At 39.1% G+C, this 19,501-nt stretch carries 17 protein-coding genes and 1 pseudogene; 17 read left to right on the plus strand and 1 reads right to left on the minus strand.

What is annotated here, in order from left to right; translation table 11 throughout:
- The 6 genes and pseudogenes from G634_RS21460 to G634_RS22130 all read left to right on the plus strand — a co-directional run.
- Positions 1-205: pseudogene (locus tag G634_RS21460) on the plus strand (hypothetical protein); the annotation flags it as partial.
- 316 nt (positions 206-521) lie between these two features.
- Positions 522-1,235, plus strand: coding sequence for a LytR/AlgR family response regulator transcription factor (locus G634_RS0110810; protein WP_026505306.1), 714 nt, complete (start codon positions 522-524; stop codon positions 1,233-1,235).
- A 6-nt stretch (positions 1,236-1,241) separates the two neighbouring features.
- Positions 1,242-1,916, plus strand: coding sequence for a sensor histidine kinase (locus tag G634_RS0110815; protein ID WP_026505307.1), 675 nt, complete (start codon positions 1,242-1,244; stop codon positions 1,914-1,916).
- 103 nt (positions 1,917-2,019) lie between these two features.
- Complete coding sequence (locus G634_RS0110820; protein WP_026505308.1) at positions 2,020-3,852, plus strand: ABC transporter ATP-binding protein; 1,833 nt, start codon at positions 2,020-2,022, stop codon at positions 3,850-3,852.
- Positions 3,830-5,671: an ABC transporter ATP-binding protein gene (locus tag G634_RS0110825; protein ID WP_026505309.1), complete on the plus strand. Its 1,842-nt coding sequence runs from the start codon at positions 3,830-3,832 to the stop codon at positions 5,669-5,671. The genes G634_RS0110820 and G634_RS0110825 overlap by 23 nt, the downstream gene beginning before the upstream one ends.
- Before the next feature lie 119 nt (positions 5,672-5,790).
- The gene (locus tag G634_RS22130) at positions 5,791-5,925 is read left to right on the plus strand and encodes a hypothetical protein (RefSeq protein WP_196805348.1); all 135 of its coding nucleotides are present in this window, start codon (positions 5,791-5,793) and stop codon (positions 5,923-5,925) included.
- Here the strand turns inward: G634_RS22130 and G634_RS0110830 are convergent.
- Positions 5,901-6,953, minus strand: a complete 1,053-nt coding sequence (locus G634_RS0110830) for a LacI family DNA-binding transcriptional regulator (protein ID WP_026505310.1) — start codon at positions 6,951-6,953, stop codon at positions 5,901-5,903. The genes G634_RS22130 and G634_RS0110830 overlap by 25 nt on opposite strands.
- A 238-nt stretch (positions 6,954-7,191) precedes the next feature.
- On the opposite strand from G634_RS0110830, the gene G634_RS0110835 reads away from it, so the two are divergent.
- From G634_RS0110835 to G634_RS0110885, 11 genes are all read left to right on the plus strand, one after another.
- Positions 7,192-8,112, plus strand: a complete 921-nt coding sequence (locus G634_RS0110835) for an ABC transporter permease (protein WP_026505311.1) — start codon at positions 7,192-7,194, stop codon at positions 8,110-8,112.
- An 11-nt stretch (positions 8,113-8,123) separates the two neighbouring features.
- Positions 8,124-9,038, plus strand: a complete 915-nt coding sequence (locus G634_RS0110840) for a carbohydrate ABC transporter permease (protein WP_035799737.1) — start codon at positions 8,124-8,126, stop codon at positions 9,036-9,038.
- A gap of 69 nt (positions 9,039-9,107) precedes the next feature.
- Positions 9,108-10,760 (plus strand): ABC transporter substrate-binding protein, encoded by a 1,653-nt coding sequence (locus tag G634_RS0110845; RefSeq protein ID WP_026505313.1) that lies wholly within the window; start codon positions 9,108-9,110, stop codon positions 10,758-10,760.
- Positions 10,761-10,819: 59 nt separating this feature from the next.
- Positions 10,820-12,178 carry a glycoside hydrolase family 32 protein gene (locus G634_RS0110850; protein ID WP_026505314.1) on the plus strand — a complete coding sequence of 453 codons (1,359 nt, stop codon included), beginning with the start codon at positions 10,820-10,822 and terminating at the stop codon, positions 12,176-12,178.
- Between the two features lie 8 nt (positions 12,179-12,186).
- Positions 12,187-13,668, plus strand: a complete 1,482-nt coding sequence (locus tag G634_RS0110855) for a glycoside hydrolase family 32 protein (protein WP_026505315.1) — start codon at positions 12,187-12,189, stop codon at positions 13,666-13,668.
- A 3-nt stretch (positions 13,669-13,671) separates the two neighbouring features.
- Entirely contained in the window at positions 13,672-14,637 is a 966-nt protein-coding gene (locus G634_RS0110860) for a carbohydrate kinase family protein (protein WP_026505316.1), read from the plus strand.
- A gap of 153 nt (positions 14,638-14,790) precedes the next feature.
- Complete coding sequence (locus G634_RS0110865; protein WP_196805350.1) at positions 14,791-15,912, plus strand: acyltransferase family protein; 1,122 nt, start codon at positions 14,791-14,793, stop codon at positions 15,910-15,912.
- Positions 15,909-16,076 carry a helix-turn-helix domain-containing protein gene (locus G634_RS20835; protein WP_196805352.1) on the plus strand — a complete coding sequence of 56 codons (168 nt, stop codon included), beginning with the start codon at positions 15,909-15,911 and terminating at the stop codon, positions 16,074-16,076. The genes G634_RS0110865 and G634_RS20835 overlap by 4 nt, the downstream gene beginning before the upstream one ends.
- 238 nt (positions 16,077-16,314) lie before the next feature.
- Positions 16,315-16,743 carry a hypothetical protein gene (locus G634_RS0110875; RefSeq protein ID WP_026505318.1) on the plus strand — a complete coding sequence of 143 codons (429 nt, stop codon included), beginning with the start codon at positions 16,315-16,317 and terminating at the stop codon, positions 16,741-16,743.
- Between the two features lie 93 nt (positions 16,744-16,836).
- Positions 16,837-18,201, plus strand: coding sequence for a class II fumarate hydratase (gene fumC, locus G634_RS0110880; RefSeq protein ID WP_026505319.1), 1,365 nt, complete (start codon positions 16,837-16,839; stop codon positions 18,199-18,201).
- Between the two features lie 86 nt (positions 18,202-18,287).
- A complete protein-coding gene (locus tag G634_RS0110885; RefSeq protein WP_026505320.1) occupies positions 18,288-19,460 on the plus strand; it encodes an NAD(P)-dependent malic enzyme in 1,173 nt (390 codons plus the stop codon).
- Positions 19,461-19,501: the final 41 nt, after the last annotated feature.

Here is a 19,501-nt window from a genome sequence, read left to right on the forward strand (position 1 = left end):
GTTTAAACTACATGATGGTACTGAAGTACAGAGAGATTGGTATTCATCGTTCCTGCTATACTGCTATGATCATATGACGCATGATATAGATAAAAATAAATGCAATACAAAATTTGAGGAACAATACAACAGAGAAAAAAACTTAATCACTTGGATTAAGGCTAATAAACTTAAAATATTAAACAGTGGAATTAAAATAGCTTAACAACTTAATAATCAGGGAGATTGACTGTACTTCCTTGCTTAAAAGCAAAAATTTACCGCTAATGTGGTCGTTGGACTGCTTGGTAATAAAAGTCCTGATTTAAACAGATTTACACTTGTAACTCCAAAGTCTGAAAATGATGTACGATTACAAGCTACACTTGCCAATCAGAACCCCACGGGCTTGCCCGTGGATACAGTCAGGCAGACAATAAAGGAGTATATCAGTGATTCTAGGGAACTGAGCTAGACAGATCTTCTTTATGAAGTGTTTGCAACATTTATAAGAGTAAACAGTTCATGGAAAGGAGAAGCTTATGAAATATAAGATTGCTGTTTGCGATGATAATGAGACAGATCAGGCCTATGTCATAGGCTTCCTGAATACATGGGCACAGCAAAATAACAGAGCAACTGAAGTTCACTCATTCGCTTCGGCGGAGGAATTTCTTTTTCAATATGCCGACGAAAAAGATTATCATGTTTTGATTCTTGATATTGAAATGGGAAAAATGAATGGGGTGGAGCTTGCCAGAAAACTTCGGATGGGTAACAGCGAGTTGCAAATCGTTTTTGTTACAGGTTTTCCTGATTTTATAGCAGAAGGATATGATGTTGACGCTATTCATTACTTAATGAAGCCTTTGGAACGAGATAGATTTTATAAAGCTATGGATAAGGCAATAGAGCGTATAAGGTTGGTTGAACCTTATATCATATTGCAGGAAAAGGGCGAGACTCTCAGGCTAAATTTAAGAAATATATTATATGCTGAAGTGTTTTCGCATTCCTGCGTGATTCATACAACAGGCGGTTCGATTGAACAAAAAGTATCCATAACTGAACTGGAGAAAAGTTTCGGAGAGCAGTTTGTTAGAGTGCATCGTTCTTATCTTGTCAATCTTGAAAGGGTTAAGCAAATCCGCAAAACAGAAATTGTTTTGGAAAACGATGAAATAGTGCCACTGTCCAGGCGAAAATATAACGAAGTGAATCTTGCAGTTATCCGGTATTTTAAAGGAAAGATATAAAAGGCAATGAATTTATTTGATAGGCTATTTGGAAGAATGATAGACAGACGTATCGCTGAATATCAATCTGACTTGATTAAAAAACACTGTGAAGAAGTTCAGCATATTTATAAAACTATGCGCGGTTGGAGACATGATTATCATAATCATATTCAGACTTTGCTCGCTTTGTGCGGGGATGAAGAGAAGACCAGGGAGTATCTATGGAATCTGAATGCTGATCTGACAACTGTAGATACAGTCATAAAGACCGGAAATGTAATTGTAGATGCAATACTAAACAGTAAAATCTCTGTAATGAACTCAAAAGGTATAGAGGTTAATGCAAAAGCTATTGTTCCTGAAAAACTTTCTGTTTCAGAGATAGATTTATGTACAATCATCGGAAATCTTTTAGATAATGCAATGGAAGCAGTAATGCGTGAGGAACAGGATTCCAACAGATTTGTGAGAATATTTGTCGGTATCTTGAAAGAGCAGTTATACATATCTGTTTATAATTCTATGAACGGGAAAACCAAAAAGGGCAAAAAGAATCAGTATTTATCGACGAAGGGTGGAGATAATCATGGATTTGGACTCTCACGTATTGATTATATAGTAGAAAAGAATAACGGATTTATAAACCGTCAGCATGAGGATGGTGTATTTGCTACAGAAATATTATTGCCTATGAATTAAATGCCATTCAGGTGCATATTACGACCACTCGCGAAAAAAACGTGAGTGGCTTTTTATTTGTGGTATATTGAGGCAAGCATAAGAAATTCGAAAGGACAAAGGGATGAATCAAGATAAAAAGTATACAATCCTGCAAAATCTGGCCTACTGTGTGAGGGTTACAAAAGAAAAGTATCCTCCGCTTTTGGTATATTGCTCATGCATTATCGCGATAAATGCACTTATTCCGGTGATTACGGCTTTTTTGCCAAAAACAGTAATAGAAATGATTACTGGAAAAAGCCAAATGATGAATCTGCTATTAGTGACGGCAGCATTTACATTATCTCTGGCTATATTGACAGGCCTGCAGAAGTATTTAGATAAACTGATCTATTGGAACAAGTTTACAATGAATGACTTTTTCCTGCAGATGGTTTCTCGAAAAGGACTTACGACAGATTACAGGAATCAGGAGAATGAGCATTTCAGAAAATTGCAGAGTGAAAGCTTTTCAAGCTGCAATGGCAATTTTTCATATTATGCACAGACCTATGATTCGGCAGTGTTATTTTTCTCAAATTTAGCAGGGTTTGTGGCATTTACAGGTATTCTGATGAGCCTGAATCCGCTACTGATTTTGTTTTTGTGTGCAACTACGCTTATAAGCTTCATCTTAAACAGAAGATTGTTAAAGTGGGTTGATACAAATAACGAGGAAAAAGTCGGATATGAACAACGGATGCAGTATATCATCCGCGCATCAGACGATATTCAGGCAGCTAAGGATATTAGGCTTTACCATATGACTGATTGGATGGATCAGATTTACAAAGAGAACATGACAGGACTTCTTTCCTGGTATCGCAGATACACTGCAAAATTATTTGGAGTATCTGCAGTAGACAGCGGCCTGACATTTATCAGAGAGGGAATAACCTATATAGTTTTGATTGGAATGATATGGAAAAATCAGATAACTGTAGCTGAGTTTGTTTTGTATTTCAATCTGGTTGCCGGTTTTTCAGTTTGGCTTAGCAGTATTCTTGGACAGATGAATAATCTTAAAAGACTAAGCATGGCAATGAACCGTTTCCGTTCTTATCTGGAGTATCCAGAGTACTATAAAAGGGAAGATGGAATTCCTGTCGAGAAAACCGATGCTCCGGGAGTGATAACCTTTGAAAATGTTAGCTTTAGCTATACTGATGACGGTGAAGCTATTATCAAGGATATGAACCTTAATATAAAAGCCGGAGAGCACCTTGCAATTGTTGGATTAAATGGTGCGGGAAAGACGACGCTTGCTAAGCTCATCTGTGGGCTGACAGACCCTACCAAAGGCCGGGTATTGTACAATGGAACTGACGTAAAAGACCTTAACCGAATTCAGTACTATAAACTCTTTGGTGCTGTTTTTCAGGATTACTCTGTTTTGCCGGTAACAATTGAAGAAATTATAGCGGAAGAGACGGAAGAAAAAGCAGATTCAGAACTGGTAGAAAAATGCTTAAAACAGGCGGGGCTGTGGGAGAAGATATCGGCCCTGGATAATGGAATCAAGACCAAGTTTGACAGAGCATTTTGGGATGATGGTATCAATCTGTCCGGTGGAGAGATACAAAAGCTACTACTTGCAAGAGCACTGTATAAGCAGGCTCCGGTTGTTATATTGGATGAACCGACAGCAGCGTTGGATCCCATAGCGGAGAACAATTTATATGAGTCATACGATGAAATCATGAAGAATAAAACTACAGTGTTTATTTCTCACAGATTAGCATCTACACGATTCTGCAATCGTATTTTGCTTATAGAAAATGGAAAGATTGTGGAAGAAGGGACTCACGACCAGTTTCTTAAAAAAGGATGCATATACAACAAGCTGTTTGAAACTCAGGCTAAATATTATAGAGAAGGAAAGGAGAGCACCGATGAAGATTCAAAAGAGAATTGAGATAACCAAACGCGGTTATGCTCTTTTAAATAAATATGTACCGGGGCTTGTCAGGGCGAAAACAATCGCAGCTGTGCTCGAAACCTTTTCTCCGTTTGTAACAGTCTGGTTTTCTGCAAGAATTATCAATGAACTAATGAATGACAGGAGACAGAATGTACTTATCCTTTATGTAATTTTGGTAATAGGAATTCATTTGTTGTTCTCCATGATAAAGAACATAATGGATAAGATCGTCAATGACAAAGAATCCGGAATGTGGAATTACTTTAATAAGATCTTCTCAGATAAACAAATGAGCATGGACTACGCCATTCTAGAAAATAAAGAGATTCAGAAAATGAGGCAGAAAGCAGAAGAAAATCTGTTTATGTTTGGAAATGGGTTAGTGCAGCTCATCTGGGATACAACGAGCCTTGTAAAAGTAATAGTTGGAATTGTTGCTTCCATCTCCTTGACAGCTTCTCTTTTTATGTCAAAGTCGGGGGACAGTATTATAGATTCTAAGCTTTGGGTACTGGGAATCATTATCGTGCTCGTCTTTTTTGGGTTTATTAACAACTACCTGACACACAAAGAAAATGTGGTTTTTGAGCAGTGGACCAAGGGAACGGTATGGTATAACAGAGCCTTTATGTTTTATGGACATGAGCTATATAACAGTACTGCAAGAGCGAAGGATGTACGAATTTATGGCCAGGAAAAAATCGCTGACAGAGAAATGAAAAAAATGGAAGAGCATAACCGAAGTGATAATGCATTTCTTAGAAAAATGAGTTTTTGTCAGGGACGGCTCTATTTTGCTCAGGGAATCTGTAACGCATTATGCTACTTGTTCGTGGTTGCTAAAGCTTCTACGGGAGCTTTTGATGTTGGAAGTATTGTGCAGTACGTAGGTGCACTTACTGAACTTGTGGGATGCGTGGGTTTGCTCACATGGATTTATTCTGAAAACAAAGTATATACAAGGCATTTGGAAAAACTGTTTGAATATCTTGATATTCCCAATAATAAGTATCAGGGGAAATTACCGGTTCCCAAAGACTATTTTTGTGACAATGGTGAGAATGATTATAGTATTGAATTTAAAAATGTTTCCTTCAAATATCCGGGAAGTGATACATATGCTTTAAAGAACATAAATACAAAACTAAGTATAGGGAAAAAGCAGGCATTTGTAGGAACGAACGGAGCCGGCAAAACTACTTTTGTCAAACTGCTTTGCAGATTGTATGATCCGACGGAAGGAGAGATACTCCTAAACGGTATTGATATTAAGAAGTACGATTATGAAGAATACTTAAAACTCTTCTCATTTGTTTTTCAGGACTTTAAACTTTTTGCATTTACTTTGGGGCAGAACATCGCAGCGGATACAAGTTACGATAAAGAGAAGCTTGAAGAGTGTATGAAAAAAGTATCATTTTACGAAAGATATCAGTCTATGGAGAATGGACCTGATACATATTTGTATAAAGATATCTCGGAAAATGGAGTGGAAGTATCAGGAGGAGAAGCACAAAAGATTGCTTTGGCCAGAGCTCTTTACAAAGGTACGCCTATGATTATTCTTGATGAGCCTACGGCAGCTCTAGACCCTTTGGCTGAGGCACAGGTTTATGAAGACTTCAGTAATATGGTCGAAAATAAAACAGCCATATATATCAGTCATAGGTTGTCATCCTGTCAGTTCTGCGATGAAATAACAGTTTTTGATCAGGGACAAATCGTGCAAAAGGGCGCACACTCTAAGCTGGTAGAAGAAACAGATGGCCAGTATTTCAAACTTTGGAATGCACAGGCACAGTATTATGCATGATATGAGTGCGCCTATTATAATGTACGTTTAAGCTTCGGTGAATGGCTTGCGGAGAAAATGAGCGGAGATCTGCTTGATCTCAAAGATGCTCAGAAAAAGAACATGGATTTCTGGCATTCGTGGTTTTGGATTACATCACCGGAATCATGCGTGCGGTAGCAGATAAGAAGTTATTGAGCCTGCGGGCATTGGGAGAAATCCTGATGCTTGCAGGCTTTTTTGCATTTTATTACATCTGTGTTGATTCTCTGTAAATAAGATCAGTCTCTGTATAGGTTATCCTGTAATTGAGATCAGGCTGCTCAATCCTTGAGATTACAAGGTTGGCAGCTGAATAACCGATTATCTGGCTGTGTATGTGGCTGGTTGAGAGAGAAGGAGACATGATCTTGGACTCGGGGGAATCATCAAAACCGAATATCTTGATATCACGTGGACATTCTATTCCCATTCTCTTGAGGCCGGATATCAGATCGAGAGCTACAAAATCGTTGGCACAAATAAAGAGTTCTGGCATTTCTTGAATCTTCGTAAGAGCTTCGAATAAGTATTCTCTATATTCTAATCCGTGAGGATGAACCTCTGTAAGACAATATTTTTCGTCAAAGTTCAGATTATTGATATACATTGCCTCCCTAAAGGCTATGAATCTCTCGTAGAAAGAACGGCAATGTGTGACCTGGCCTACAAATCCTATCTTGGTAATTCCCTTTTTGCTCATGTCATTAACGATTGTATATATATTGGAAAAATTATCCATTAGCAGAACATCTGCGTTTAATGGTCTCCAGTAGCTTGCAACGGGAGCATCTATCATGAGAACAGGTAATCCTAGGCTGCACAACATTTCACAATAGGAGTGATCAAACATTTCGATGCATACAATAGCCTTGGTGTTATCCGGTCTGTATGAGAGAGGAAGAGTTCTTGACTCTATATTCTGATGATCAACCCGGTGCATTGTCAGGCTATAACCAAGCAGAGAAATTTCATATTGAAATTTATCCAGCATGGTAGAAGCAAAGTGAGAATTATTAAGGAAATTGCCTGAAAAGAGAGCAATCTCTCCTGAAGCCTTGGGCTGGGAACTGAAAGGATTTGTAATGTCTGAAATGGAATTGGCATAAGAAAATTGCTTGTATCCCATTTCGATAGCCTTCTCTAAAACTTTCTGTCTGGTAGCTTCAGCTAAAACTCCGGTGTTATTTATAGCCTTGGATACGGTATTTCTGGATACTCCAAGAGCATCTGCTATATCCTGTAAGGTGACTTTTGCTGGCATAATGTAGTCTCCACTTTCTAAATAAAATATGAATGTGTCAAAAGATGGGTATGCCCCAGATAGTAGGTATTTATGACTTTTTGACACCTATCTCATTATAAAATGTAAAAATCAAAGTGTCAAATGTAAAAAATTATTGTGCAAATGTAAAATAATTATATTGACAGCAGAAAATATAGGTGCTATATTTTACATATGCAAATGAGAATTGTGCAAATGTAAAAGTTGGGAGGGTTACATGAAAACAAAGGTAAAAGATAATTCGATGCATAACACCCTAGTATATGTTAAACAGCATTGGCAACTATATGTGTTCTTTCTGGGGCCAGCACTGTTACTGACAATAGTGTTCAGGTACATTCCGATGGGAGGCATTCTGATTGCTTTCCAGAAATACAACCCATTTAAAGGAATATTGGGGAGTGAATGGGTAGGACTTAAGTATTTCGAACAGTTCTTATCATCACCCGATTTTATGCAATATCTTGCAAATACACTTAAACTGAGTATTTTTGGTCTGTTATGGGGATTTCCAATGCCGATAATACTGGCGCTTCTACTTAACAGGATTGCTAGTAGCAGGATTAAGCAGAAGATACAGCTTGTTCTGTATATGCCAAACTTCATATCTGTCATAGTCCTCTGTGGTATGGTCAGGATTCTTTTATCGGTTACAGGACCATTCAACATGCTTTTGGGAACGAACATCAACTTTTTGACAATCCCTGCAGCATTCAGACCAATCTACATCATAAGTGGTATCTGGCAGGGCGCCGGCTGGGCATCAATCATGTACACAGCAGCTCTTTCAAATGCCAGCAAGGAACTCAAAGAGGCAGCACAGATTGATGGAGCCAATATCTGGCAACAGATCAAGGCAGTAGAGTGGCCGGCTATCAAGGATATGGTAGTTATCCAATTCATCCTTCAGGCAGGAAACATTATGAGTATCGGCTTTGAAAAGGCCTATGCACTTCAGTCAGATATGAACCTTGCTTCATCTGAGATCATAGCTACTTATGTTTACAAAAAAGGTCTTTTGAATGGTGATTACAGTTATTCAACAGCGGTTGGATTATTTAATACGATCATAAATGTAATTCTTCTCATAGTGGTTAATAAGGTTGTTGAGAAGCTTAACGATGGTCAGGGACTATAAGGGGGAGCGAAATGCAACAGACAGTAAATATTAAAAAAAGCGAATTTGCCAGAGCTTCCATTGGAGATAAAGCATTTCTTTTGGTTGGTTATATTCTACTTGCAGCCTTTGTAATCGCTATCATAGGCCCTGTAGTTTATATTATTGTAGCTTCCTTCATGGATCCTATAACACTTCAGAACAAAGGAATAGTATTTGATTCCAGTAAATGGACTCTTACAGCTTATGAGAGAGTTATGACCAATTCTCAGATATGGATTGGATTTAGAAATGCAATTATATATTCCGTATTATTTGCGGTTATTTCTGTATTTATAACACTTTTGTGTGCGTATCCAATGTCAAGAGATGATTTTAAAGGTAAGAAGTTTTTTAACGCAATCTTTATTATCACAATGTTCTTTGGCGGAGGACTGATTCCTACATACCTTCTTATCAGTAACATGGGACTTCTTGATTCCATGTGGGCTGTAATTCTTCCGGGATCATTTAGCGTATGGAACATGATCATCGCAAGAACTTACTACAAAGGTATTCCAAGCGAACTTAGAGAAGCTGCTGATGTGGATGGAGCTAATGAATTGGTGTTCTTCTTCAGAATACTTCTTCCTGTGTGCACACCACTTATAGCAGTGCTGATATTGTGGCAGTTTGTAGGAATGTGGAACAGCTACTTTGATGCAATGATCTATCTGAATTCGGCAGATAAGCAGCCTCTTCAGCTGGTTCTTAGGGCTATCCTCATCCAGAATGAACCAGATCCGGGAATGATAGCAGATATGCAGAGTACAGCTCAGAGAGCACAGCTTGCAGAACTTCTTAAATATGCAACCATCATTATTTCAAGCTTACCGCTTATAGTAATGTATCCATTCTTCCAGAAGTATTTTGATTCAGGAATCATGGTTGGTTCAGTTAAAGGCTGAGAGGCTTAAACAATCAGAACTTCCCCTGGCAACAGGAGATAATAAAGAATTTTTATAAGGAGAGGGAAAATGAAGAAGAAGGTAACAAAGTTATTTTCAGCAGCACTTGTTCTTACAATGTCAGCCAGTGTTCTGACAGGTTGCGGAAAAGGTGCTTCAGGCAGTGGGGCAGCATCAGTTTCAGCGGATGATATCAGCTTTCCGCTGGAAAACAAGGTTACTATCACAGGTACAATCAGCTATCCGTCAGGAACTGAGTCAGAACCTAACAACAGAACAATCTTCAAGAGACTTGAGGAAGAGACAAACGTACATGTTGATTGGACAGCTATTTCAAATGATCAGTGGGGCGACAAGATCAAGCTCAACATGGCTAACAAGAACACACTTACAGATTTTGTATTTAATGCAAGCTTTAGTAACTCAGACCTTATCAGATATGCTGATCAGGGAGTTATCCTTCCTGTAGAAGAGTACATTGACAAGAACATGCCTAACCTTAAGGCAGTATTTGATAAGTATCCAGAGTACCGCGCAATGTGTGAGGACTCCGAGGGACACATCTGGGCACTTCCATGGATTGAGCAGCTTGGTTCTAACAAGACAGCTATCCAGACAGTAGGTAATAACTTCACTTACATCAACAAGAAATGGCTTGATTTCCTCGGACTTAAGACTCCTACAACAGTTGATGAATTCGAAAAAGTACTTAAGGCATTCAAGGAGCATGCTTCAGAGCTTCAGGCTAAGTTTGGTATTGAGGGTGACATCATTCCTATGTCATGCATCATGAACGATCAGGATCCAAGCCTTCTTATTAACGGCTTTGGCGAAGGTTACGGTGACAATGATATCGGACAGCACATTGCAGTTACAGATGACAAGAAGGTTATCTGCACAGCAACACAGGAAGGTTTCAAGTCAGGTATGCAGTGGCTTCATAAGCTCTATGAAGAGGGACTTATCGATCCTGAGTGCTTCACACAGGACTGGTCAACTTATGTAGCTAAGGGTAAGTCACACAGATATGGTGTTTGCTTTACATGGGACGTTGCTAACATTGATAACCTTGAAGATTTCGTTCCACTTGCAGCTCTTAAGGCTGATGTTAAGAATGTAACTCCTATGAATTACTCTTTCACATCAGGTTTTGACCGTGGCAGATGCGTTGTAACTTCTAAGTGCGAGAACCCTGCATTCGTATGTGCTTGGCTTGATAAGATGTATGATCCATTCCAGTCACCACAGAACAACTGGGGAACATATGGCGAGGATGATGAGTTTGATATCTTCGAGCTTTCAAAAAATGCAAACGGCGGCAAGATGCTCAAGCATGCACCTCTTGGCGATGCTTCTCCTGTAGAAGTTCGTGAGGCTGAGTGTGTTGGTGGTCCTCTTGCAATCCTTGATGAGTACTACGGCGTATATGTTACATGCCCTGATGATGCGAAGTATCGTCTTGACTGGATCAAGGAGTACTATACAAAAGATATGAACTGCAAGTATGTATATCCTAACGTATTTATGACAGCTGATGATACAGAGGCTCTTACAACTATCCAGACAGATCTTATCAGCTATATCAACTCCAGCAGAAGTAACTTCGTTATGAACGGTCTTACAGATGCTGAGTGGGATGAGTATCTCAAGCAGGTAAATGCATATGATCTTGATAAGTATCTCTCTATCTATCAGAAGTATCTTGATGAGTTCTATAAATAATTCATATAACCGGAAAGGTAGGGAGCAGGGAGGAGATTTTCTCCTCCCTTTTTTAAAAAATGAAAAGAAAAGTTGCCATAATTGCAGCACTTCTTGCATGTATGCTCACAGGATGTGCTGATAGCCAAAATGCAGATACTCTTTTTCCAAGGGCTGAGGACAGTTATGTTGGAGATGTAATGGCTCTTTCAGAAGAAAATGGAGTATATCTGAATTATTTATATGAAACAGATCATAACGGTGTGGGATATCATCCCATTCACCGTTTTTATACCAAGGATTTTTTAAGCTTTGAGGATAAAGGAGAAGTTCTTCCTTTTGCAGAGGATTCAGAAATACAGGATCTTGCAGTAGGAACCGGTTCTTTTATCAGGGATGAACAGGGAAACTATCACTGTTTCTACACAGGACATAATGATTACTACGACACATATGGACTAGATAAAGAATGTGTGTTACATGCTACAAGTAAAGATAACAAAAGCTTTACCAAAGACTATGACAATATTATTCATGCACCAAAAGGGTATAGTACAAACGATTTTCGTGATCCGCAGGTTTACAGAACCGATGATGGCTATCTGATGCTTGTGGGAGCAAGAAAAGAAAACGAGAGCGCTATAGTATATTACGAGTCACAGGATTTAGAGAACTGGACTTTTAAGGGAGATTTCTATACCAGTCGGGATCTGTATTTTATGGAATGCCCGGATGTTTTCCAAATGGGAAATAAGTATTATCTGGTATTTAGTTGGAACAACGTGGTCTATTACAGAGTTTCGGATAATTTCTTTGGACCATGGGAAAAAGAGGAGATTGATACTTTCGATGGGAATGGCTTCTATGCAGCCAAGTCTTGTGAATACAAGGGTAAGAGGTATCTTATAGGCTTTCTGGACCGCAAAAAAAGAGAAAAAGACAGCCTGAAGTATACATGGGCAGGAAGTGTCCTGGTATATGAACTTAGACAATTATCAGACGGCAGACTTGGGGTATGCATGCCTGATCAATATAATGAATATTTCACAAAAGAACTGTTAAATGCCACTTCTGAAAATAAAGCGCTGGATTTAGGGAAGGTGCCGGAAACTTGTCACCTCTCTTTTGACCTTGATATGGAAGAAGCCGGCAGAATGGACCTGGTGTTTAGTAATCCTGAGAGCGGAGAAGAATACAAGCTTAGCATCGACAATCAGGATGATAATATATCTTTTAATGCTTTTCCTAACAATCAGCCGATCAGGCTGGAAAGCGGAACCAAATATCATATAGATGTTGTGGTTGAAAAAGATATTGTAGTTATTTATGCAGATGGAATAAAAGCTCTGTCAAACAGAATTTATGCAGCTGTGGGAGCGGATTGGAAAATTGAGCTTACAGATGCTTTGGCAGAAAATGTAATGATTTACGGTAAGTGAGGATAGAAATGAGTGATAAGTTAAACAAGGCACGTGAATATGAAGAGAAAAAGGAAAAAGAGATTTCTCCTGAAATGAGGCCTCTTTTTCATCTGACACCAAGATGTGGATGGATGAATGATCCTAACGGTTTTAGCCTTTATAAGGGTGAATACCATCTCTTTTACCAGTATTATCCATATGAGACAGTATGGGGACCTATGCACTGGGGACATGCGGTTAGTAAGGATCTGATCACATGGGAATATTATCCTGCTGCTATAGCTCCTGATATGGAATATGACAAGAACGGTTGCTTTTCAGGTAGTGCCATTGAAATGGAAGATGGCAGACAACTTCTGGTGTACACAGGAGTTCAGAAAATGGAAGATGAAGATGGCAACATCAGAGAGGTTCAGACTCAGTGTGTTGCTTTTGGTGACGGCAAGGATTATGAGAAGTATGCCAATAATCCTGTAATTGACAGTACTATGCTTCCTGAGGGCGCCGGCAAATATGACTTCAGAGACCCTAAGGTATGGCGTGAAAATGGCAAATATTACATAGTAGTTGGCAATAAAACTGAGGATATCGATGGACAGATATTACAGTTTGTAAGTGATGACGGTATTAACTGGTCCTATGATAAGACTGTTATCAAGAACAACCACAGATTCGGTGTAATGTGGGAGTGCCCTGATTACTTTAACCATGATGGTAAACAGGTCCTTCTCACAAGCCCGCAGGATATGCTCCCTGAAGAGCTTGAGTTCCACAACGGAAACGGAACCTTGTGTGTAATAGGAAGTATCGATGAAAATGGAGAATTCTGCGAAGAAAACTGTCAGGCTGTTGACTATGGTATTGATTTTTATGCGCCACAGACAATCAAGACTCCTGATGGACGAAGAGTCATGATTGGCTGGATGCAGAACTGGGATACATGCGGCATCAGGCGCGATGACTTCCCATGGTTTGGCCAGATGAGTATTCCAAGGGAAATAACTATTAAGGATAACAGACTTATTCAGTGGCCTGCCAGAGAGATAGAGAATTATTATGGCAAAAGAATCAGCAGACAGAATGTACTTATTTCTGATAGTGCTTCACTTTCAAGTATTGAGGGCAGATGCGTAGATATGACAGTAAGAGTCAGATCTACACAGGCAGAACTTTCATATAAAAAATTTGAAATTCGTTTTGCTGATAATGGCAAGGCTTATTCAACGATTGAATATGATCCTGTTGACAATATTGTTAAGATAGACAGAAAGCATTCAGGAAGCAGAAGAGCCATTGTTCATCAGAGAAGATGTAAGGTTTCAGGAAATAAGGGTGAGATTTCACTTAGACTTGTTCTTGACAGATACAGCATGGAGCTATTCATCAATAATGGACAGCAGGTAATGACTATGGTAATCCTTACAGATGTCAAAGCTGAAGGTATCAGTTTTAAGGCAGTTGGAGAACTTCTTATGGATGTTACTATGTATGAGCTTGAGAGGAAATAACTTATGAAAAAAGATGTAGTTGCGCTGGGTGAGTTGCTAATTGATTTTACAGGAAGCGGAGACAGCAACCAGGGAAATCCTTTATTTGAGGCTAATCCAGGCGGAGCACCCTGTAATGTGCTGTCAATGCTCCAGAATTTAGGAGACAGCACAGCTTTTATAGGCAAGGTTGGAAACGACTTTTTTGGGAGAATGTTAAAAGAGAGAATTGAAAAGCAGGGTATAGACTCTACCGGACTTGTCTTTGACGAGGAGGTAAATACTACCCTTGCATTTGTAAACAAGCTTCCAAATGGAGACAGGGATTTTTCTTTTTACAGAAAGCCCGGAGCAGACATGATGCTGACAGCAGAGGATGTTGAGAAGAATGCTGATCTTATCAGGAATGCAGATGTATTTCATCTTGGAACACTGTCAATGACAGACGAACCTGCAAAAGAGGCAACTGTCAGAGCTGTTACAATAGCAAAAGAGAGCGGAGCAGTCATATCTTTTGATCCAAATTACAGAGAACCTTTATGGAAGAACGTAGAAGATGCAATAGATGCTATGAAATATGGCTTTGAAAACTGTGATATCCTGAAAATTTCAGATAATGAGATTGAGCTTTTTACAGGCCTTAAGGATATAGAGGCAGGAGCAAGGAAAATAAAGAGAGACTTTGGTATTCCAATCGTGTTTGCCACACTTGGACCTGAAGGAAGTATAGCTCTTTACAAAGATATGGTAATCAAAAAAGACGGGTACAGAAATCCTGCTACTATAGAGACTACAGGAGCAGGCGATACCTTCTGTGCCTGTGCCATAGATTACATCCACAGAAACGGACTTGATAATCTGACAAAAGACGGATTATTTGAATGCCTGTCGTTTGCAAACGCTGCGGCATCTATTATAACCACCAGAAAAGGTGCACTTTCTGTAATGCCAACCCAAGAAGAAATAACAGCTTTTCTAACAAACAAGTAATGATAGATTGATCTTGCGATAAGCATGACCTTGCTTGGAGGAGCACCGGCACCAATGAGCGCTTTTATAAAACTATGCGCTCGCAACCAAATTTAACAAAAAATAGCAAAATATGTAAGCTTCACTTGGTAGACAGGTGGAGCTTACTTTTTTATGATTGAGAAAAATGTTAAAATATTTGGCAAAGGTGGTAGAATTATGAGAAAAACATACTTAGATAATATTCGCTGGATAACAGTAGTGCTAGTTGTCATATATCATGTTATTTACATATTCAACGGCGTAGTTGTCCATGGAATCATCGGTCCCTTTAGTGAACATCAGCCACAGGATACATATCAGTATATCGTGTATCCATGGTTTATGTTTTTGCTTTTTGTGGTATCGGGCATGTCAGTTCGCTTTGAGCTGGACAAACGAACAGAAAAAGAATTCATCAGAGTAAGGACAAGAAAACTTCTTGTACCTTCCACAATCGGTCTTCTGGTCTTCGGCTGGGTTCTCGGCTATTACAACATGCTTATAAGCGGTGCATTTGATACTATGGGCAATGTACCAAAGCCGGTTCTTTTTCTGATAATGTCAGTCAGTGGTTGTGGCGTTTTGTGGTACATCCAGATGCTTTGGATATTCAGCCTGATTCTGGTATTGATTAGAAAGATTGAAAAGGACAGATTCTATAATATCTGTGGAAAGGCCAATCTTCTGATAGTCATGCTACTTGTCATCCCAGTATACGGAGCTGCCCAGATACTTAATACACCGATAATAGTGGTGTACAGATTCGGAATCTATGGACTGGGCTTTATGATCGGCTACTTTGTATTGTCCCATGACGAAGTGATGGATCGACTTGGTAAAAACTGGCTGTTATTAAGCATCCTTGCCTTCGCATCCTGCATAGCCTTTGTGATTTTATATAAAGGTCAGCCTTATCCGAATCACGTAGTTCTGGACACAATCATGTGTAATGTATACGCATGGTTTGGAACTCTCGGTATACTTGCCTTCATGAAAAAATGGGGAAATTTCACGAATGCTTTCTCAAAGTGGATGTGCCGAAAATCATGGGGCCTCTACGTATTCCATTATCTGATGATAGCGGTCAGCGGATGGTATCTGCATACATTATGTCCGTTCCTTGCCCCTGTCATCGTATACCTGTTGGTTGCAATAGCAGCATTCGCAGGTTCCTACCTTCTGTATGAAATAATGAGCCGCATACCTTTCATAAGGTGGTGTGTTCTGGGAATAAAAAAGGAGAAGAAAGAATGAGTTTTGCAGACAATCTTATGGAATTAAGAAAGCTTAATAACCTGTCACAGGAGAAAATTGCAGAGAAGATAGGCGTATCCAGACAGACGCTTTCAAAATATGAGAACGGAGAGTCGCTGCCGGACATAAAGAATCGAAAGCCGGCTCTGGCAATCAATCTATAAAGGATTGCCAGGAGGATAATAATCTACTAGCAGATAAGACTGAAACTGATTCAGTTTTGCCGTCAAAAACAGTAGACGATGCACATCGAAACAGTGGTTTTGCTCACTAAGACAACCGTGTAACCATGCGAGTTTGAAGGAAATTTACAAGAAAATCAAGATTTCTAGGACGGATGCTATCGTTTTTACATTTTGTATGAGATAAATATATTAGGTAAAGAAGATTGGGGGAATTGAAATGAGATATTTAAAAAAAATTCTTTTAGGGATATGGCTTATAATTGGAATATTAGCGACATGCAAATATGCGAGTGTACTAATAGATGATGGCGGAGTTGTCACTGAAACAGTAACTATAACTAAAATAGTAGAACTGCCAGGTCATTCATTTAAAACAACATATTTGGTTGGAATCAATGAGAATGGAAGATATGAAATTGCTTGTAGTCAGGCAGCTATTGGCGACGTTATGACCATATACAATTCAGCTAAAGAAGCGAAAGTTTCAGATTCTATGTGGGTTTTATCCATATCAAAGCTCAGAGCCAAAGAACGAGGGGATATGATGGTGGCAGTAGGAATATTGGTATCATGTTTGTTAATAATGAAGATTACTAGCAGAGCTAAAGGTCATAACAAGAATTGTAAGGCTAATAATGTTGCATAATTGATGAATTTATTTATTTATTATAGATATCGACGCATCAGACAACTCAAAAGATAAGCCTAGGCTAATGACGTGTCAGGCAAAGGGGGAAAAATGGGATATAGAATTGAACATGACACCATGGGAGAAATCAAGGCTCCACAGGAGCATTTCTGGGGAGCTCAGACACAGCGTTCACTAGAGAATTTTGCCATAGGAGTTGAAACAATTCCTATGGAAGTTATTCATGCTTTTGCAGTGTTAAAATCATCAGCAGCAACTGCAAATAACAAGCTAGGAAATCTTGATGATATAAAATCTCAGGCTATAGAAGAAGCTTGCAGAGATATTCTTAACAATAAGTACCCAGAGGAGTTTCCACTTAAGGTGTGGCAGACAGGCTCAGGAACCCAGTCTAATATGAATGTTAACGAGGTGGTGTCTCACATCGTCAGGGTAAACCACCCTGAAGTTGACATTCATCCTAATGATCATGTCAACATGTCTCAGTCATCTAATGACACATTTCCATCAGCAATGAACATAGCTGCTGTGGTTATGATTCATGAGGCTTTAATTCCAGCAATAGATAAACTCATTACGACAATCAAGAAACTTGAGGAAGAAAACTATGATGTTATAAAAATTGGCCGTACTCATCTTCAGGATGCAGTACCTCTTAGATTTAGTCAGGAAATCTCTGGTTGGAGAGGAATGCTGGAGGAATCGAAAGATCAAGTTATAGAGGCATCCGATAAGCTAAGAAAGCTTGCAGTTGGTGGCACAGCAGTAGGGACAGGGATTAATTGCCCAAAAGGGTTTGATAAGCTTTGCTGTGCAGAGATTAGCAGACTTACAAAGGAAATTTTTGAACCTAGTAAAAATAAGTACCATGCGCTTACATCAAAGGATGGATATGTTTTTACAAGCGGTGCCCTTAAGGGACTTGCTGCCAATCTTATGAAGATTGCAAATGATATTAGATGGCTATCAAATGGACCACGTTGCGGACTTGGAGAAATTACAATTCCTGAAAATGAGCCAGGTAGTTCAATCATGCCGGGTAAAGTAAATCCTACTCAGTGTGAAGCTATTACCATGATTGCAATTCAGGTAATGGGAAATGATACAACAATCGGTATCGGTGCATCTCAAGGCAATTTTGAACTTAATGTATTTATGCCGGTGCTTGCTTACAATATGATTCAGTCAATTCGCTTGCTTGCAGACGGTATGATATCCTTCGAGAAGCATTGTGTTTCAGGAATAAAAGCAAAGCGAGAAAAGATGGAAAGTAATCTGTTTAATTCGCTTATGCTTGTTACCTGTCTTAGTCCGGTTATTGGTTATGAAAATGCAGCCAGATGCGCTCACAAGGCATATAAGGAAGAGAAGACATTGAAAGAGGCAGTGCTGGAACTTGGATTTTTATCTGAAAAAGAATATGATGAAACAGTAAGACCTGAAAAGATGGTTTAGAAAAACATAAGCCAAACTTAAAGAGATTTGATAACAACTGAAACAGCTAATAGAAATTTGTAATAATAGATTAGGGAGAAATAGTTATGGCAGATATTGCAGAAAAGTCGTTAGCATTACACTATGACTTACATGGAAAATATGAAATTAAATCTAGAGTAAAGGTAGATAGCTCACAAGCCCTATCGCTTGCTTATACACCAGGTGTTGCGCAGGCTTGCAAAGAAATTCAGAAAGATCCTGAAAAAGGTTGGGAGCTTACACGTCGTTGGAATACTGTAGCAGTTGTAACTGATGGAACGGCCATCCTTGGACTTGGAGACATTGGTCCAGAAGCTGGTATGCCAGTTATGGAAGGCAAGTGCGTATTATTCAAAGAGTTTGGTGATGTAGATGCCATTCCACTTTGCATTCGCTCTAAGGATGTGGATACAATCGTAGACACAATATCTTTATTAGCTGGCTCTTTTGGTGGAATCAATTTAGAAGATATTGCTGCTCCTAGATGTTTTGAAATTGAAAAGAAGCTTAAAGAAAAATGTGATATTTTAGTATTCCATGATGACCAGCACGGAACAGCTGTAGTTGTTGCAGCTGCACTTATCAATGCTATAAAGGTTACTGGAAAGAAGATGGGTGAGGTAAAGATTGTAATTAATGGAGCTGGTGCAGCCGGTTGCGCCATAGGAAAGCTACTTGTTACTATGGGATTTGGAAACGTAATTCTCTGTGATATTAATGGAATCATCTGTGAAGGTGATGAAGGACTTAATTCTGGTCAGGAAGAAATGTCCCTCATTACAAATAAGAATCATGAGCATGGTACTCTTTCTGATGCTATGAAAGGTGCGGATATTTTTGTAGGAGTGTCTCGTGCAGGACTTGTCTCAAAAGAAATGGTTGCGAGCATGAACGATGGTATTGTATTTGCTATGGCAAACCCAGTTCCGGAGATTATGCCGGAAGATAGCAAGGCGGCCGGTGCAGTAGTCGTTGGTTCTGGTCGCTCAGATTTTCCTAACCAAATTAATAATGTATTAGTTTTTCCTGGTATTTTTAGAGGTGCACTTGATGTTCGAGCTACAGATATTAATGATGCAATGAAGGAAGCAGCAGCTTATGCAATTGCAGGACTTGTATCTGATGAGGAACTTAGTCCTGAATATGTAATTCCAAAGGCTTTTGATTTAAGAGTAAAGGATGCGGTTGCAAAGGCCACAGCAGAGGCAGCAAGAAGAACTGGCGTAGCAAGAATATAAAAGTGATGAGTCTAAGAAGCGAAATATACTCTTGATGCTTA

This window comes from Butyrivibrio sp. NC3005 (assembly GCF_000424545.1).
Taxonomy (GTDB): domain Bacteria; phylum Bacillota; class Clostridia; order Lachnospirales; family Lachnospiraceae; genus Butyrivibrio.

Bases quoted from the DNA above. Each gene is read 5' to 3' on its own strand.
- G634_RS0110810 (WP_026505306.1), top strand. From the start codon at position 522: ATGAAATATAAGATTGCTGTTTGCGATGATAATGAGACAGATCAGGCC.
- G634_RS0110815 (WP_026505307.1), top strand. From the start codon at position 1,242: ATGAATTTATTTGATAGGCTATTTGGAAGAATGATAGACAGACGTATC.
- G634_RS0110820 (WP_026505308.1), top strand. From the start codon at position 2,020: ATGAATCAAGATAAAAAGTATACAATCCTGCAAAATCTGGCCTACTGT.
- G634_RS0110825 (WP_026505309.1), top strand. From the start codon at position 3,830: ATGAAGATTCAAAAGAGAATTGAGATAACCAAACGCGGTTATGCTCTT.
- G634_RS0110830 (WP_026505310.1), bottom strand. From the start codon at position 6,953: ATGCCAGCAAAAGTCACCTTACAGGATATAGCAGATGCTCTTGGAGTA.
- G634_RS0110835 (WP_026505311.1), top strand. From the start codon at position 7,192: ATGAAAACAAAGGTAAAAGATAATTCGATGCATAACACCCTAGTATAT.
- G634_RS0110840 (WP_035799737.1), top strand. From the start codon at position 8,124: ATGCAACAGACAGTAAATATTAAAAAAAGCGAATTTGCCAGAGCTTCC.
- G634_RS0110845 (WP_026505313.1), top strand. From the start codon at position 9,108: ATGAAGAAGAAGGTAACAAAGTTATTTTCAGCAGCACTTGTTCTTACA.
- G634_RS0110850 (WP_026505314.1), top strand. From the start codon at position 10,820: ATGAAAAGAAAAGTTGCCATAATTGCAGCACTTCTTGCATGTATGCTC.
- G634_RS0110855 (WP_026505315.1), top strand. From the start codon at position 12,187: ATGAGTGATAAGTTAAACAAGGCACGTGAATATGAAGAGAAAAAGGAA.
- G634_RS0110860 (WP_026505316.1), top strand. From the start codon at position 13,672: ATGAAAAAAGATGTAGTTGCGCTGGGTGAGTTGCTAATTGATTTTACA.
- G634_RS0110865 (WP_196805350.1), top strand. From the start codon at position 14,791: ATGATTGAGAAAAATGTTAAAATATTTGGCAAAGGTGGTAGAATTATG.
- G634_RS20835 (WP_196805352.1), top strand. From the start codon at position 15,909: ATGAGTTTTGCAGACAATCTTATGGAATTAAGAAAGCTTAATAACCTG.
- G634_RS0110875 (WP_026505318.1), top strand. From the start codon at position 16,315: ATGAGATATTTAAAAAAAATTCTTTTAGGGATATGGCTTATAATTGGA.
- fumC (WP_026505319.1), top strand. From the start codon at position 16,837: ATGGGATATAGAATTGAACATGACACCATGGGAGAAATCAAGGCTCCA.
- G634_RS0110885 (WP_026505320.1), top strand. From the start codon at position 18,288: ATGGCAGATATTGCAGAAAAGTCGTTAGCATTACACTATGACTTACAT.